This is a genomic window from Chitinispirillales bacterium ANBcel5, assembly GCA_029688955.1.
Classification (GTDB): domain Bacteria; phylum Fibrobacterota; class Chitinivibrionia; order Chitinivibrionales; family Chitinispirillaceae; genus Cellulosispirillum; species Cellulosispirillum alkaliphilum.
On the sequence record JARUKZ010000032.1, the window covers coordinates 33,116 to 50,070 of the forward strand.

A 16,955-nucleotide genomic window follows, 5' to 3' on the forward strand; every position below is an offset into this window, starting at 1 on the left:
ACAAAGCCTGTACCAAAGTACAGGCTTTTTCTATTACAACCAAATTAACTATGAAGGGCGGTTGATTGTAATTTTAATCCGATATACCTATGGTTATTCTTCCCCTATCAGGCTCAGGGCTCTTTGTATCACCTTCTACACGAATAATCGCCAAATATGAACCTGTACCTGCTTTTCTTCCTCTGCTGGTATAACCGTTCCAATCAAAATAGAGTTTGCTTGATCCATCTTCTTTTTGCAACGGTTCATTAATAACCAAATTTCCGACATTATCATATATATAAACTTCCCCTGACAAGTTAATTTCAATAGGAATTAGCGAAATTGGTTCTGCTTCCAACCTGATTGACTCGGTTTCCCCAAACACAAAAGGGTTGGGTCCTGCGCTAAACTTCATGGTAAAAGGTGGTGGTTTTACAGTAAGTGGACTGCGCCTGTTATTTTCATTGGTTTGTACGTTGAGATAACTATCGTACACCTGAGTAGCAGTATCTATCCATATAGAATCCAAGGTGCCCGGGTATTCGACTCCATCTATTGAATTAACAATGAAGACGTGTTGCTCAGATGTTTGGTTGGTAATACTATGCAGGTTAAACGTATATTGCTGTCCGGTTTCTCCGTACACAGCAGTAAAGGGTTGCGGTTCCCTGATTGCAGCAACAGATTCAGAAAATGTAACATACAGTGTATCAGGGTATGATTCGCCCACCTCTAAAACTGCTCCGGGTGCAAAAGTGGCATTTTTGATCACCGGTGCGGCACTATCATTAACAGCCCGTTCTAATCTATCATTAGAAAAATTTCTAAACGCAGCATACATATACATCTGACCACCTGTAATTATCGAATCGCCAGTAACCAGACCTTCAATATTTATGAAAAAATCCTGTCCGCTATCACCAAATAAACTAATACGTTCGGCTGGTATTTTTACCGTATCCTCCATTTCCCACAAGATCTCAATGGAGAGGTCTGTAACATCGACTTTTGATGACAGTGAGAATTTAACATTATCAATTACCCCATCAGCACTACTGTCGAAGTAGTGTGCGCTGGTTATTCTGGGAAGTGCAGATCTTAAAATCACCGGTACCGGCGTGTTTTCTGGATGAGCGTGATTGCCCGCATAATCCCTAATGGGACCTTCAGGATTTATAAAAACATAATCTTCCTCTTTTACAGCACCACCATCGGCGTACACAAGCAGGGTAACAGAGTTATTCAGAGTCCCTGAGTTTAGTATTGTAAGTACAGTTAACGGGATAATCTCATTTCCTTGTTTAAGGTAAAGAGATTGGTGCACAGTTTTCTGCGGGTTGATCGGTTCAGAAAAGAGTAGTTGAAGCGTATCATAGACTCCGGTTACCCTTTCAAATAAAAGTGCCCTGTCCAGTAAAATAGGCCCTGCTCTGTCAGCAACAGGAACAACCGATTCCCGCACTATTTCATTATAGGTTAAATAAGTTCTTGCTGTCATTTGTGCGCCTGGCTCAAAACCGGTAATTCTATCAAGCTCAGGATTAAGATCGATGTAAACGACATCCTCTTCAATAGTGAAATTATCTTGTGAGGGTGTTAACAGGCGCCTTCCCTCCATATCAGGAATGGTGAGCCTGATTGAATCCAACGGATCATCGATAACCTGATTAAACCTGATTACAATGCGATCTATTGTGCCTTCCCCACCCGTATCAGTAAACCATGCGTCAACCGGAACCGGAAAATCGGCCCGGCTTACAAGATAAGCCTGAGAGATATCGGTGGGGTCTGTTGGATCGATATAGGTAACCCATATTACATCGCCTCCTCTCATAGAAATCTGGTTTTTCCCCCTTTGTGATGGTGGAAGGCTGACAACTTCAACAGGATCAATACTTCTAAAATTACCAGTAGAGTCTCCGGTTTCCAGCAAAGGTATATAGATACTATCTCCGTTTACCGGATTTACCACCGAGACCCATACGGTATCGGGTTTAGATGGATCTAAATTTGCATTAAGATCTCTCACCAGCACGTTAAAAACTGTGGTATCAATACGTGCTGTATCGCCCAGGGGGTTATCCTGCAGATCTCTTAAAGACATTGATGATGGATAGGCTTCTGCGCCTCTGAAATCAACATAAAAACTATGATTCTGAAAAGCACATCCCATACAATCGATGCAGTCTTCCGGAGGACCGGCAAAGATTGTGACATCTACATTATTAGGGCCATTCTGAACAGGAACGGGAATGGCAAGTTCATACATATCCTGTTGAAAGTCATACCTGGCCACCGAACTGACATCAACAATTCGCTCTCCATTAACCCAGATATCGTTTATTACACCATCTTCATTAACCCGTGCCCAACCACGAGCTGTAACAACAGGGTTAACCTGTTCAATAAACACATACTCATCTGATGGGTTTAGGAGCGGATCGACAATTTGAGAAGTTAACTCGTAGTGGTTTTGTCTTGTCTGTTGCTCTGATCGAGAAGGTGAGTAACCCCATACAAACTCATTTTTACGATAGACGGTTATGTAGGGGTTAACCGGAATGTTCCAGTAATTTTGATCAAGGTCTTCATCCTTTTCTCCCTCCGGAAGCCCGGGATAGTCAAACGGCGCACCATCCGCTCTACTGTGGGGTTTAAAGCTCCAATCCAAATCTGTTATCTCTTTTTGGGGAGGCACATTCATTAGATCTTCATAGGGAGGCCAGGGGCTGCGGCTGTCCATCAGGAGATCGATGCGAAACCTGGCCCCCGATTCCATTTGAGCACTGCCAAGTGGAACAGGAATATACCAGGCCCAGGTATCAGTTTCGGGATCGTAGGTGTCATCCATTTTCACCGGTCTTGCAGCCTGAACAAGCGGGTCAAGATACTCTTTAAAATGCTCATCCTGATACCCTGCACTATTATATTGAATTCCAATATCAACCCTGAATGCAAAATGGTCATCAAAGTTGACCTCCTGACCATCTACATTTATAATCTCTGGCGAACGCACATACATTCTCAGCTCCAGGGAGTCGTACGCTTTTACATCCTGATTAACGACATTCAAACCGATGAAATGTTCATCATACCGGATCGCACGAACATCAAATTCCACATGCTCCACCGGTGTTGTAAAAGAATAAAACTGACCGTCATTATCATCTCTTACACCATCTGATTCCACATAGAAATAATAGGTGGTTCTCTCTTCCAACCCCCCGATTTTCACATAATGAAAGCTGGTTGGCCGATCATAAATGTTTCCATCCTGTACGATATCAGGCGGCATATCTTTTCCAAAAACAATTCTGCTGTTATACTCACCATTGGGTGTATACCAAAAGATCTCTGCAGAATCACTTGTCACCTTACATACTTTTACATTTATAATTTCTGCATCTCCCGGTCGGTTTTGAAGTGTTGTGAACTCAAAATATTCACCTCTGTTATCAATCGCATCACTATTACCGAAAAGATCCGACACTAACACATCGAAATGATACGTGGTGCCATTTCTAAGTCCATCAAGTACAATTCTGTGAAATACCCCTGCTGAATCACACTCTTTTAGCTGAGAAGGTGAAGCGGTTATTTCTCCATATCGCACAGTACTGTTCCCAAAGCGACTCTGACGTATTTCTATGATTGCCTGATCATAGCCCACATGAACAATACGCACGGTTGCGTCAGGAGGTTCATTAATCGGTTCATCTTTGGCAAGTCCCATAATTGGAACCATCATCACTGCTGAAGCATCAATACCAGACTCTGTCACATAGTAATTGTCATAATGCTCATCGTGAAGAATTTCTGTAGGGTTTACTCCAGGCCATAGAGCGCCTACCGGTGGCCTGTAGGGATAAAATGCACCCGGAACGTTTTTCCCCTCAGGATTAGCAGCCCTGTGATGAATATGATTGAAGTTTTTATTCCCCACCCCAAGAATCATCGAAACATCCCAGGGATTGACCCCCAGCATATAATCCATCTGGCGAACCATTACTTCTCTTACTTCCGGGCCTTTCCAATCGGTTGATGCGGGTGTGTTTGGCAACTCTAATCCCTGAACCCACTTTGCCATGTCCGAATAACAGTAAAGGTCAAAAATATTTCCAAACTGGTAGCGATTCCACATCCAGTCTTGCTGAATATGCATATATTTCCATACGCTATTATATCTGAGAATGTGCCCACCCCAGGGAAGTCCGTGATTGGGAAGTTCGATGCTCGCATCTCCGGTATGGGAAATTTGACTTATAGAATAGATCATTTGGTTCATCGTTCTCTCGATCAACCTTAGTCTCTCTTCCGAAGTTATACCTAATTGCTCACAGAGCTCTTCATCTAACAATATGAGTCTGAAAAAGCCCCACTTCGCAGGTACATGAACAGATGCCCAATCGGTATTGGCCATATCCTTGCTAAATTGTACATTGTTATTCGCAAACCAGCCCCCCTCAAAAGAGAAATTGTCAAAGACAGCATTTCCATGAGTACCGATGGTTTGGTCGTAACATAATTCTTCCAGGTAAACTCTGTTGCCTGTTGCCCACATAAGCGCGACTGCTGCCAGGGCCAGTTCATCATTAACTGTGCCATTACCATTGTAAGCTGGTGTTTCAGTCGCCTCCTGATTTTCTTTAGCATAAGCATATAACTCTTCGGCAACACGGATACATTTCTCTGCATACTCACTATCAAAAGGCTCGTACAGCTTTCCTGTAAATGCAAGTCCTGAAGCAAAGTTGCCGAGTATATTTGCCCCCAGTTCAATACGTGCAGCTCTTGGTGGCCCTCCCCGATCCTGAGGCATCATGTCCTGAAACTCTGGCCTTCCCCACCACTGATGGTCCTGACCATAATCAGCAACCGATGTCACCATTGAAGTGATCTCTCCGCCCGCATTATCATAAGCGGTAAGAATATAATCAGCACCATGCTTTGCCTCATACAGCACATCGGGAATACCATCAGTGTTTATCGTGTGGTTATGATTTCTGCCGTAGTTATCAACATCACGATCCCTGAAAACTGCTGCTGCAAGTCCAAGCATTGCATGTAAAAAACTCTGAGTTATCCCCTCTTTAAGATGATCCCCGCAATCGTGCCACCCTCCGGGTGTAGGATCCTGGAGGTGACAAGCCGGATGGAACCAGGAATCTGAATCGCCACATCGGTTAACACCCGGAAACTTTATGGCTGCGTCACGAACCCAACTGTAGATCCTCTCATCAATCCTAAACGGCACCGATTCATCTGTACCCACTCTGATAATGTATCTTCCCGGCCCTACCGATTCCGGAATCATACCTTCATAGAGCGCCCCCTCCACAAGTTCACTCTCCATCTCATAACGCGTGTCACCGCCGGTAGTTATCTGAGCGTTGTTTGATGCACGGATCCTCATTTGCCCCGCAACTTCTGTGTTTCTTGGTATGAGCTGCCCGGTAGCGACCATGTCCCCGGAGTTATATTCGATAACAGAAAACTGAGATGGTGACGAGCCCTGCGAAGCTACATAATAAAAGTATTTATTATCCTGTGGCCTGTACCCGGCCTGATTAACTCTCACCCGCCCAATCTGAATAGTGGCAGAATCACGATAGAGCTGATCGAGTGTATCGGGGAGTGGCAGTGAAATCTGCTCATAGGAACGGGGGTCCTGATGCTGAGCACTTGAAGCGCTTAAAACAGTGATGATCACTACCAGAAAAATTTTTACTATGCATATCATAAATCCGGCTCCACCTTAGTAGGATTATGTAAGTACAACACGCTATTCACTTTATTACTGTTTCAAAACTATCCCTAATTAATATAAAACTTAATTCTGCACATAGTGATACTTTAATCTATTTTATAGCTTTACCTGAAAAAAAGTGTAGACAGTTGTGTCTACGGTTTTAAAAATCAGATTAGACGACCCCGGGTAAGCTGCAACTACCTGAAACAAAAGGCTCTTAGCATTGATAGAAAGTAATGTTTTCATAACGGGCGTAAATGGCTTTGTCGGGCAACACCTTGCTATATATCTTAGAAATATCGGTATGATGGTGTATGGTACTGACGCTCACCCCTCTCCGGCAATGGAGTTTGTGACCTATACACAAGCACTGCTTCCGGACACACCTGCAATGGAAGCCATGATTAAGGCTGTTAAACCTGCTCAGATTTATCACCTTGCAGCTATCAGCTACCTTCCAGAAGCAGACAACTCACCTCAGGATGCATTCAGAATCAACCTTTTAGGAACAATTTCGGTTCTGGATGCAGCAAAACGCTACGCGCCCAACTGTAGCATTCTAATCACCGGATCATCCAAAGAGTATGGCGCAGTATCAGCAACCGAACCAATCAGGGAAGAACTTACCCCTGTTCCTCACGATTTCTATGCTATTTCCAAATACTCCGGCGAACTTATCGCAGCTCAATACTCCAGGCAATTTAACCTGGACTGCCGTTGCACACGATCTTTTAACCATTCCGGGCCAGGACAGAGTCCCAAATTCGTATGCTCTGATTGGGCGTATCAGGTAGCACAGATCGAGAAAAACAAGGCTCCTGCTACCATAAAAGTAGGCGACATTTCTGCGATGTTGGATTTCTGTGATGTAAGGGATATAGTTAAAGCCTACTATCTAATACTGAAAAAGGGCCGGTGGGGTGATATCTATAATGTTTGCTCCGGAAAGGGAATTTCTCTTCAATATATCCTTAAATATTTGATAAATAAATCCTCTCAGCAGATTGAAATACTCCACCCTAATGAGAAAAGACGACCTAAAGGCCACAGTCTCAGCATCGTCGGGAACAACTCAAAACTTTGCTCCCATACCGGCTGGCGAGCACAAATCGCCATTGAGAAGACACTCGATGATCTTTTTGATTACTGGATGAAACAACCCAAATAAGGTAAGCTCTTGGACTGCAGGCCGGCTTTCATTTATTTTGGTTAATTATTTTGGATAGATAAAAGTAGATAAATATTTAATTCGAAGGGGTTATTGCATGTCACCACACGTTGATATCTGGGCTAACCTGCCACATGCCATCAGAGATATTGAACTTGCCGACTGGGGCAGAAAAGAGATTGATGTTGCTCAAAAAGAGATGCCTGGTCTTATGGCTGTTAGAGAGAAATATGCCGCTGAGAAACCTCTGAAAGGGGTCAGGGTTTCTGGCTCTCTTCATATGACCATACAAACTGCAGTTCTTATCGAAACACTTACGGAGCTTGGAGCAGATGTTCGGTGGGCATCCTGTAATATCTTCTCAACCCAGGATCATGCAGCAGCAGCAATTGCCCGCACCGGTGTACCAGTGTTTGCCTGGAAGGGCGAGAGCCTTGAAGACTACTGGGCCTGTACCTATCAGGCGCTTACTTTTCCGGGTAATAAGGGACCAAATCTTATTGTAGACGACGGTGGAGATGCCACCCTCCTCATCCATAAAGGCTACCAGCTTGAGGATGGTGATAAGTGGGCTTATGAGCCAGCAGAAAGCGAGGAAGAAGCTGTTTTAAAAAGCCTGCTTCAAAAAGTTCATGAAAAAAATCCACAACACTGGCATAGTGTGGCAAAAGAGTGGAAAGGCGTTTCGGAAGAAACGACTACCGGTGTACACCGCCTCTACCAGATGCTAAAAAATGACAAACTACTTGTTCCTGCAATAAACGTAAATGATTCTGTTACAAAATCAAAGTTTGATAACCTTTACGGTTGCCGGGAAAGCCTTGCGGACGGAATCAAAAGAGCAACCGATGTGATGATTGCGGGAAAAGTTGTGGTGGTGTGTGGTTTTGGAGATGTAGGGAAAGGATGCGCTCAGTCCATGAGCGGGTTTGGCGCACGGGTAATCGTTACTGAAGTAGACCCGATATGTGCCCTTCAGGCTGCAATGGCAGGTTATCAGGTTACTACAGTGGAAGACACGCTTGGAATAGCCGATGTTTATGTTACAACTACCGGTAACGTAGACATAATTACAGCCAAGCATATGTCTAAAATGAAGGATCAGGCAATAGTCTGCAATATCGGTCATTTTGACAATGAAATACAGGTTAGCCAACTCGAAAACTGGCCTGACATTAAAAAGGTCACAATCAAACCTCAGGTAGATAAATATATCTATCCTGATGGCCACGAAATCTTTTTACTTGCCGAGGGAAGGCTGGTTAACCTTGGCTGTGCTACCGGACACCCATCATTTGTTATGTCTAACTCATTCACTAACCAGACTCTGGCCCAAATTGATCTATGGGAAAACAGAGATGAATATAAACCTAACGTTTACATTCTTTCAAAACTCCTTGATGAAGAAGTTGCACGCCTTCACCTGGAGAAAATTGGGGTTAAATTAACCAAGTTGAACAAAAAACAGGCTGATTATATCGGCGTTCCGGTTGAAGGTCCGTTTAAACCAGAACACTACAGATACTAGTTTTTTATACAGATGATGGCGGATGTGTATGATCACACCGCCATTTCTACTTAGAACAGAATATTCTAGAATAAATGAGGTAAAGGGATGAAGGTAACCGGTATTGGCCTGTGTACTCCACCAGGAGCAAAAGACAATCCACAGGTGACACCAGAACTTCTTGCGAGCAGTCTGGCCCGATATTCCAGATCAAACAAAGGAATTGATACAATTCTCCAGTCAATAGACTGGAACGATCCGGATAAATCGGTAGACTCTATTTTTCGCTTTGTGGATTACGGACACGCAAGTATCACCGGTATGACTGGTGGCATTGCCATAGCGGTTGATGACATCTCAATGTTTCTTGCATTTAAGATTTTTGAGATTGCTCAGCTGTGTGATGGCCAGGAATCCAGTACCAGATATATTCAAATGGATAAATCAAGCCTGCCAGACCCGGAGCAGATCGGTATACCTAAGGATCTAAGAAGTGAATGGCTTGATCTAATGGTTGAATCCTTTGAAACTTACCACCTCACCTATGATGCCCTCGACAGAAAAGCAACCGAAAACCCCTCAGTGATTCGCCTGCCGGATGGTATAGACGAAAAAATTGCAAACCGTATCAGAAAAAACTATGCTCTTGACAGGGCCAGGTACTTTATCCCTTTTGCTACTAAAACCAATGCTGCTTATGTCATGACTGCACGGGTTTGGGCAGAAACGGTTCGACAGCTCGATTCTCTGAGTATTCCTGAAGCTCAAAATTGTGCTACACTGATTCGTAAAGAACTCGAGAAATTTGTCCCCCGAATGGTCAGACACAGCTACCCTACGGAGGCAAGTAACGCCCAGTCAAAACTCCTTTCAGCTTATTCAATCAATGAAATCTCTAATCATGGGGTAGGTATAAAAAACATCGACAACAAAGTTCATCTGTCTATTCTTGATGATACCCCCGATTTCCTTCCCCCAATGCAATCTTTAGATGAAGCCTTTAGGGGCAAAACCAATCGCTACAGCACTACCGGTACTACTGTAAATCGGTGTATGGTGCGAGCTGCCTGGAACAACATCGCAATTGCTGAACTGAGGGATTTAAACCGTCACCGTAGTGGTTACCGATTCTCCCCGCTCATTCCAAAGGGGTTTTATCTTCCGCAGGAAGTGTATCACCCGGGTGTTGATGGCCTCTTAGACAAACAAAAACAGTTTACCGAAAAATTGGCCTTAAGCACAAAAGATTTCAGGTATTGTTATGGCCTGCTGCTTGGAGCCCAAACACCTTTTGAACATTCAACCCACCTGGATAAATTCATTTACGAAATCGAGCTACGTACCGGGTTGGGTGCTCACTATCGCTACGCACAGCATCTTAAAGATGCTTACGATAAGCTTATCGAACTGCGGCCTGAGCTAAAAGATCACCTGTCGATCGGGGATGCAGAACCTGAATTTTAAATAAGTCTGGTTTAATGCTTTCAGAGTGCACCGGCTTTGGATTATCGAGTGTAACAGTTATTTTAAATAAAGCTGCCAACCGATACTAATTACCAGCTCTGAACTGTTTTGATCAGAAAATTCCTATTTGACTCTAAATAGCGCACACTTTATTTTTCGATTGAATTGGTTTGATATAAACTTTTCTGCTTATGGCCGGAAAACTACCATTTAAGTTTTTTGGCCTCTTTTGTGATAATCCCTACTGGAGTTATACTCATGGCATGTAATACCCAAGCGGTTGAGCTTAATGACGCAATTCGCTCAACAAATCCCTATGTACTTGATATGCTTTCAGAAAAAGGTCTAAACATTTTTTTCCCCAAAAAGGGTATACTTGCTCAAACTGCAGAATCAAAAAATTTAAAGATAAATGCCACTATCGGGATATCGCTTGAGGATGATGGTGAGCCGATGGTCCTTGATTCCCTAAACACTATGCTTAGTGTAGAAAAGGGAAGTTTTTCTTATGCTCCAAGCTATGGAAACCCCGATATTCGTGCTTTATGGAAAGAGATGCTGTTTAAGAAAAACCCCTCTCTTTCTAACCGCGCCATTAGCCTGCCGGTGGTAACAAGCGCTCTGACCCATGGCCTTTCCATGGCTGGTTATATACTAATCAACCCAGGTGATACGATAATTACTCCTGACCTTTACTGGGAAAATTACGATCTGATTTTCAAACACACCTACGGCGCACAGTTTTCAACCTTCCCTACCTTCATTGACAACAAATCTTTTAACATTAAGGGGATGGAAGAGCAGCTAAATGCAGGACCTGCAGGCAAAAAAATTGTAGTCCTCAATTTCCCCAATAACCCAACCGGATACACCGTAACAGAAACCGAAGCACAAGAGATAAAAGATGTACTCATTAGATCTGCCCAAAAAGGTAACACCATAACAGTACTGATAGATGATGCTTACTTTGGCCTGGTGTATGAGGATGGGATTATCCCAGAGTCGATGTTCTCTGTTTTAGCGGATGCTCATGAAAGAATTCTTGCGGTGAAATTTGACGGACCAACCAAAGAAGATTACGTCTGGGGTTTTAGAGTGGGTTTTGTTACCTTTGGAGTCGCGAAAAACTCAGAACAACTGTACAGGGCTTTGGAATCAAAAATGGCCGGTGCTATCCGCGCGACGATAAGCAGCGCATCTAATCTTTCCCAGTATCTGCTCTATAATGCCTACAGAACCCCCGATTATAGTGAACAGAAAAGGGAAAAATTCAATATTCTAAAGAGACGGTATCAAAAAATCCGCAGCATATTCCACAATCACCCCGAGTACAGCGAATACATTGAACCACTCCCCAATAATTCCGGCTACTTTATGTGCCTGAAAATGAAAAACGAAAAAGCAGAGGCCACCAGACGTACTTTGATGGAAAAATACGGAACAGGTGTAATTTCCCAAAAAGGTCTTCTCAGAGTCGCCTTTTCTTCAATTCCTTACGATAGTTTGGATCAACTTTTTGAAAATATCTACAGAGCAGCACGTGAAACAGTTTGAAAAAGTAAAAGCAGCAAAAGAAAACAGTCCTCCAATTAAGGGAATTATTTTTGACCTTGATGGTACACTCTACAAAATGCACTGGATCATCCGCCCCTGGATGACCATAAAAGCGTTCCCCAACATATTCAGGTTGCCGCGGTTTTTAAAAGAGCGAAGCCGCTATGCCGGCCTCGATTTAAATTGCAAAAATGACCTGATGAACAAGCTGTGCTCCTCTTTATCTGTTATCGAAAAATGCCAACCCGAAGAGATTCAAAAATGGATCGATACTGTTTTCTATCCATCCTTTGTGAGTTCGATGATCTTTTTTAAAAACAGTCGCCCCGGTGTTAACGCTACTCTCGAAAAGCTTAAAGACTCGGGAATCAAACTGGGAGTTCTCTCAGATTACGACCTGGTGGCGGAGAGATTACAAAAACTCGGTATTGATACTTCATTGTTTGAAACGTTAACATCTTCTGAGTTTTATGGTGCTCTCAAACCATCGCCCCGCCCTCTGCTTGCTGTTGCTGAGCTATGGAATCTAAAGCCCGAAAATGTCCTCATCGTGGGGGACAGAGATGACACCGATGGCGCAGCTGCCAAAGCTGCCGGAATGCAGTTTCAAAAAATCTGTGATAAGGGTGAAGATCTAAATTCATGGTCTGCTTTGCAGCAGTATTTTTCAAATCTTTGCCGCTAAAAACCTAACGTTATCCCCTCAAACTGCATGCTTAAGTATTGCAATCACAGCTTGTCTGAAAATCTCACCTGATGCTTGTACAATAATTATTTTAATCACTGTTATACGACTGGCGCAGAAGATGGGGTAACCATCGGGGAGTTTCCGGCTGAATCTGTCGCGCGCCTGGGCAGATCAGGTTTCTTTAGCTTCAAAGGAGACTGTCCATGTCCGGATCAGCACTTAGTTCCTACATTTCAAACACCAGTCCCGAAAAAATTAACACAAGTATGGTTGCCTACCTGGCAAACCTCTCTGAGGTCGGGAAAATTGCTCCACAGATCGCCAAATCTATAGTTCAGGAGCTGGCCGATCAGCGCTCAAATCTAAAACTTATAGCAAGTGAAAACTACTGCTCAACAGCTACCCAGCTGGCCATGGGCAACCTTTTGACCGATAAGTACGCCGAAGGGTACCCTTTTCACCGGTTTTATGCCGGCTGTGACAATGTAGATACCATCGAATCCAATGCTGCAGAATTGGCCTGTAAACTGTTTGGATGCGAGCATGCATACGTGCAGCCTCATAGTGGTGCAGACGCAAACCTCATAGCCTACTGGGCCATACTCAATCAAAGAGTTGAAATCCCCGCACTTGAACAGTTGGGCCAAACCAATCCATCGAAACTCTCCCAAAACGACTGGAACCAACTAAGGGACAAACTTGGAAACCAACGTTTGCTTGGAATGGACTACTACTCAGGGGGACATCTGACCCACGGGTATCGCCACAATGTCTCGGCACAGATGTTTGATGCCTACACCTATGGTGTCGATAAAGCAACCGGCCTTCTTGATTACGATCAAATAGAACAATTGGCTTTGGAAATTAAACCTTTAATCTTGCTGGCCGGATACAGCGCTTATCCCCGCAAAATCGATTTCGCCCGAATGAGAGCGATCGCTGATAAGGTTAATGCCGTTTTCATGGTTGATATGGCTCATTTCAGTGGTTTGGTTGCCGGTAAGGTTTTCAAAGATGAATTTGACCCTGTTAAACATGCCCATGTAGTAACAACTACTACCCACAAAACACTTAGAGGCCCCAGGGGTGGGATGGTGCTTTGTACAAAAGAGTTTGCCGAAAGTGTCGATAAAGGATGTCCGCTTGTTATCGGTGGACCACTTGCCCACGTTATGGCCGCCAAAGCCGTGGCTTTCACTGAAGCCAACGACACTGAATTCCAGACCTATGCACAATCTATAGTTAAAAATTCTGCTTCACTCTCCAAATTCCTTATCGATGAAGGATTGAGTGTAGCAACCGGAGGAACTGATAACCATCTGATGCTCATCGATGTAACTCCATTTGGTATCACCGGACGACAGGCAGAAAGCGCTCTGAGAGAGTGCGGGATTACTCTTAATCGTAACTCCTTACCTTATGACCCTAACGGCCCCTGGTACACAAGTGGACTAAGAATCGGAACACCGGCCGTGACAACTCTTGGTATGGGTGAAGAAGAGATGAAAGAGATTGCGGGTATTGTAAAACTCGTACTTTCAAACTGCACACCTAACACAATTGCCTCCGGTCCCAATGCAGGGAAACCGAGCAAAGCTAAATATTCCATTGAGCCCGGGGCTGCAGGTGAAGCTAAAGACAGAGTCAACAGCCTGCTTTCACGTTTTCCTGTATATCCTGAACTTGATCTTGAACTTTTGCAAAAACATTTCTCTTAAAGTCTCCTTCCTTCCGGGTCCGGAATTTTTTCCGGGCCTGGTTTTTATTTATACCACTGCCTTCACCGCAGCCTCTTTTGAATTTTAAAACAATTATAAGAGTTAAATCGTTGGGTCCTTTTTTCTGTTCCTGTTTAACAGTGTGTATTTTTTAGTTTTATTTATTATTTCAGGTTTATATACTTGAGAATAAGTATACCTAATATTTTTTTTAGCAATTCCTACGGAGGTATTTGTGAGAATATGGAAAACTCCCCTAAAACTCTTTCTTATTTCGATGACCATGCCTGCTATTGCGCTATCTTCAGCAGATAATTTCAGACTTAACCAATTGGGGTATCACTCTCTTGATCGCAAGGTCGCCATTGTGATCGATACAGAAGCTTCAAATTTTGAAATAATCAGAAAAGCCGATGAAGAAGTAGTGTTTGAAGGAAAGCTTTCTGAAACCAGAGACTGGGCACAGTCTGGTGAAAGCGGCCGTCAGGCTGATTTCTCTGAATTGAGAGAAGAAGGAGTATTCCAGGTTAAAGTAGAAAACAGAGGTCTCTCACATCCCTTTTCAATTACCGACAACGTTCTTGAAGAGGTGGCCAATGCATCAATGAGATCCTACTACTTTCAGCGCTGTTCCTATGAGCTAACCGAAGAATTCGCAGGAAAGTGGGCCAGACCTGCCGGCCACCCCGATACAGCAGTTTCTTTTCACCCATCCAGTGGCAGAGAAGAGGGGACGTTGTACTCTCCGGGAGGCTGGTATGATGCCGGTGATTTCGGCAAATACATAGTAAACTCGGGCATCTCGACCGGTACTCTTCTGGCGTTTTACGAGAACTTTCCTGACTACTTTCCCGACGGAAGCCTCAACATTCCTGAATCAGGCAACGGACGCCCTGATATCCTCGATGAAATTCAGTTTAATGTAGACTGGATGAAAACCATGCAGGATGAGGACGGTGGTGTATTTTTCAAATTAACCACCCTCAATTTTCCCGGCTATATAATGCCTCACGAGGACAATAATGAACGATTCGCCATTGGAAAAAGTACCACTTCTGCCCTTAATTTTGCAGCCGTTATGGCCATGGCAGGCAGAGTTTATGAACCGTTTGATGAAGAGTATGCCAAAGACTGTATCGAGCGGGCCAAAAGGGCATGGGCATGGGCACAGGAAAACCCTTCCATACCATTTAACAACCCTCCCGATGTGCGTACAGGTGAATACAGAGACCAAAATTTTTCAGATGAATTTATCTGGGCTGCATCAGAACTCTTTATCACCACAGGAGAAGATGAATTTAAGGAATTCCTTCTAACTCAGGATCTATCCTACTCTTCTGCACCATCATGGCAAAATGTACACTCTCTTGCAGCCCTTTCTCTGTCCACGATAGAAAATGATCTGCCAGAGGAGCTGCAGGAAAGGATTAAAGCATCAGTGGTTAGTGCTGCGGATAACTGGATTGGTGATATTAGCAGGTCATTGTACCGCATCCCCAATGCTAACTTCATCTGGGGCTCAAATTCTATATTCGCAAATATGGGTATTGCAATGATCTATGCTTATAAAATTACCGGTGAGAGCCACTATATCCTCTCGGCTTCAGAAGTAGCCGACTATCTGCTTGGGAAAAACGCTACCACCTTCTCTTTTATGACTGGCTTTGGATCGAAAGCGACTGCTAACCCCCACCACAGACACTCTGTTGCTGCAGAGGTTGGTTCTGTACCCGGATTTCTGGCTGGTGGTCCTAATGCCGGCAGACAGGACAGCTCATATTCTCCCTACACTTATAGAGTCCCTGCAAAAAGCTATGAAGATGCCTATAAAAGCTACGCATCCAATGAAGTGGCCATAAACTGGAATGCTCCTTCAACTTTCCTTTTTGGAGCTATTGATGCAATTATGAACAGTGATGATTTTAAAAGTGATGGTCCATTCGGGCTTTCGGTTGAGGTAGAAGGGGATGGATCGGTTTCTGTCTCGCCTCAGGAAGACTCTTTTGAAGCATCTCAGACAATAACCCTGAAGGCAAAACCCTCTGATGGCGCAGTATTCAGCCACTGGACCGGAGTAGCGGCTTCAAATCAAAACCCTGTTGAGATCAACCTTATCTCAGACTCAAGAGTGGTAGCTGTGTTCATTAACCCCGCTGAAATGGTGGTGAATGGTGATTTCTCGGGCGGTATACCTCCATGGGATTTCGGTGTACACAGAACAGCATCTGCTACGGGTAACGTAGTAGGAGGGGAGTTTAAAATCAGCCCCAAAGAAGCTGGTGATGATGTGTGGAATATACAAATCACCCAAAGCGGGCTGGAGCTTAGACAGGGCAGGACTTACCGGGTAAGTTTCGATGCACATGCGCCGGAAGCCAGAAAAGTTTTCCCCAACATTGGAATGAGCCAGGATCCATGGGATTCATACATTGCGGGTGGTCAGCGGGAGTTTGAAGTGGGCCCCGAAAAAGACACTTACAGCTTCACCTTTACAATGGAAGCAAAAGATGATTTGAATGGAAGAATTGAGATCAACTGCGGTACTTCCGACGTCGATGTATATCTGAGCAATATCAGTGTACAGGAAGTGATTGAATAAAGGTCGCACCATTCTTTTTGATCTTTTTTTAAGGGAGCTTTTAAGAAGCTCCCTTTTTTTATCCTTCACAATTCTTGTTTTGTCGTCCCTTACTGCGATGCTGAGGCCATCTTTGTCCACCACACCGGTTTCCTTGCCCCGGAAAAAAGGGTGTAGTGTTGGCCCCCTTACTACACCAACAATTATGGGTAATTTTAATTGTAGTCGATGGGAAGTTATAATTGTCGTTGGCCACTTTTTTTTCATAAACCTGTTACACCTACTGCATAGAAGCCCCTTTAGGGCACGACCTCTTGCCTCTTGAATGATAGGAAGCACGTAAAAAGACGTTTTCCCCCGTTAACAGAGCAATTGAATGCGATTTTGGGTACTGGAAGTGCGATTTTGGGTACTGGAAGTGCGATTTTGAGTACTAGAAGTGTGATTTTGAGTACTAGAAGTGTGATTTTGAGTACTAGAAGTGTGATTTTGAGTACTAGAAGTGCGATTTTGAGTACTAGAAGTGCGATTTTGAGTACTAGAAGTG

Annotated in this window: 8 protein-coding genes; 7 read left to right on the forward strand and 1 reads right to left on the reverse strand. The window is 43.9% G+C overall.

The genetic code is table 11. The features are described from left to right. Positions 1-73 precede the first annotated feature (73 nt). Positions 74-5,722, reverse strand: a complete 5,649-nt coding sequence (locus QA601_14695) for a glycoside hydrolase family 9 protein (protein MDG5816341.1) — start codon at positions 5,720-5,722, stop codon at positions 74-76. Positions 5,723-5,954: 232 nt separating this feature from the next. Between QA601_14695 and QA601_14700 the strand changes: the two genes are divergently transcribed. The 7 genes from QA601_14700 (at position 5,955) to QA601_14730 (ending at position 16,429) form a co-directional block, all read left to right on the forward strand. Beyond that, complete coding sequence (locus tag QA601_14700; GenBank protein ID MDG5816342.1) at positions 5,955-6,899, forward strand: GDP-mannose 4,6-dehydratase; 945 nt, start codon at positions 5,955-5,957, stop codon at positions 6,897-6,899. A gap of 97 nt (positions 6,900-6,996) precedes the next feature. Continuing rightward, positions 6,997-8,427: an adenosylhomocysteinase gene (gene ahcY, locus QA601_14705; GenBank protein ID MDG5816343.1), complete on the forward strand. Its 1,431-nt coding sequence runs from the start codon at positions 6,997-6,999 to the stop codon at positions 8,425-8,427. Between the two features lie 87 nt (positions 8,428-8,514). Then, on the forward strand, positions 8,515-9,870 hold the full coding sequence (locus QA601_14710; GenBank protein ID MDG5816344.1) for an FAD-dependent thymidylate synthase: 1,356 nt from the start codon (positions 8,515-8,517) through the stop codon (positions 9,868-9,870). Positions 9,871-10,128: 258 nt separating this feature from the next. Next, entirely contained in the window at positions 10,129-11,424 is a 1,296-nt protein-coding gene (locus QA601_14715; protein ID MDG5816345.1) for an aminotransferase class I/II-fold pyridoxal phosphate-dependent enzyme, read from the forward strand. Continuing rightward, the gene (locus QA601_14720; protein ID MDG5816346.1) at positions 11,411-12,109 is read left to right on the forward strand and encodes an HAD family hydrolase; all 699 of its coding nucleotides are present in this window, start codon (positions 11,411-11,413) and stop codon (positions 12,107-12,109) included. The genes QA601_14715 and QA601_14720 overlap by 14 nt, the downstream gene beginning before the upstream one ends. Before the next feature lie 206 nt (positions 12,110-12,315). After that, positions 12,316-13,830: a glycine hydroxymethyltransferase gene (locus QA601_14725; GenBank protein ID MDG5816347.1), complete on the forward strand. Its 1,515-nt coding sequence runs from the start codon at positions 12,316-12,318 to the stop codon at positions 13,828-13,830. A 235-nt stretch (positions 13,831-14,065) separates the two neighbouring features. After that, entirely contained in the window at positions 14,066-16,429 is a 2,364-nt protein-coding gene (locus QA601_14730) for a glycoside hydrolase family 9 protein (protein MDG5816348.1), read from the forward strand. Positions 16,430-16,955: the final 526 nt, after the last annotated feature.

Bases quoted from the DNA above. Each gene is read 5' to 3' on its own strand.
- QA601_14695 (MDG5816341.1), bottom strand. From the start codon at position 5,722: ATGATATGCATAGTAAAAATTTTTCTGGTAGTGATCATCACTGTTTTA.
- ahcY (MDG5816343.1), top strand. From the start codon at position 6,997: ATGTCACCACACGTTGATATCTGGGCTAACCTGCCACATGCCATCAGA.
- QA601_14710 (MDG5816344.1), top strand. From the start codon at position 8,515: ATGAAGGTAACCGGTATTGGCCTGTGTACTCCACCAGGAGCAAAAGAC.
- QA601_14715 (MDG5816345.1), top strand. From the start codon at position 10,129: ATGGCATGTAATACCCAAGCGGTTGAGCTTAATGACGCAATTCGCTCA.
- QA601_14725 (MDG5816347.1), top strand. From the start codon at position 12,316: ATGTCCGGATCAGCACTTAGTTCCTACATTTCAAACACCAGTCCCGAA.